The 564-nt window shown below is 55.3% G+C and carries 1 protein-coding gene; it reads left to right on the top strand.

Annotation, left to right across the window (positions count from 1 at the left end; all coding sequences use genetic code 11):
- Positions 1-467 precede the first annotated feature (467 nt).
- Positions 468-564, top strand: a 97-nt coding sequence (locus tag A3730_RS01625) for a 30S ribosomal protein S6 (RefSeq protein ID WP_369819029.1), incomplete at its 3' end; no start/stop codon positions are given.

The raw sequence follows: 564 nt of genomic DNA, 5'->3' as shown, positions 1-564 counted from the left end.
GCTTGTATTTCATGATTTGTAGCAGGAAATCGCTGTAGTCCGGGTAATCTTCCAGCAGCGGTTTGTCTGGCACCTTCAGCGCGTGGCCGCAAGGCGTATGTGACTCCTCGGCCTGAACCGGAGTCAGCAAGAAAACACTGCACAGGCCGATGGCCAGGGCTCGAAAGTGCATTGTCGTATCCCGTTGTTGTTGTTTTCCCCTGTGTTTTCAGGGGCTTGGGGTTAACGACGCTTTTTGTAAGCGTTTGTAGCGTTTTGTTTTATCTGAGCATACGTCCGTCGCCGGCAGATAGCAATGGATATGCCTTGAGGTTGCCCCCTGCAATGGGATAGAATCGCGCGCTTCCTGCGTCTCCCCCGGTTTTCGGGGCGGGGATGCAGGTCTCCTTGCTTCACCGTGCGTTGATCATGATCACGGCGGGAAGCTGAATTGGCGTCGTGAGGCGTCGCAACCGTAAGGAGCTAACATGCGTCATTACGAAGTTGTGTTCCTGGTTCACCCGGACCAGAGCGAACAGGTCTCTGCCATGGTCGAGCGCTACAGCGCGATCGTGACCGATGGCA

This window comes from Alcanivorax sp. HI0044 (genome assembly GCF_001634945.1).
This window is presented reverse-complemented; position numbering and strand designations above follow the sequence as displayed.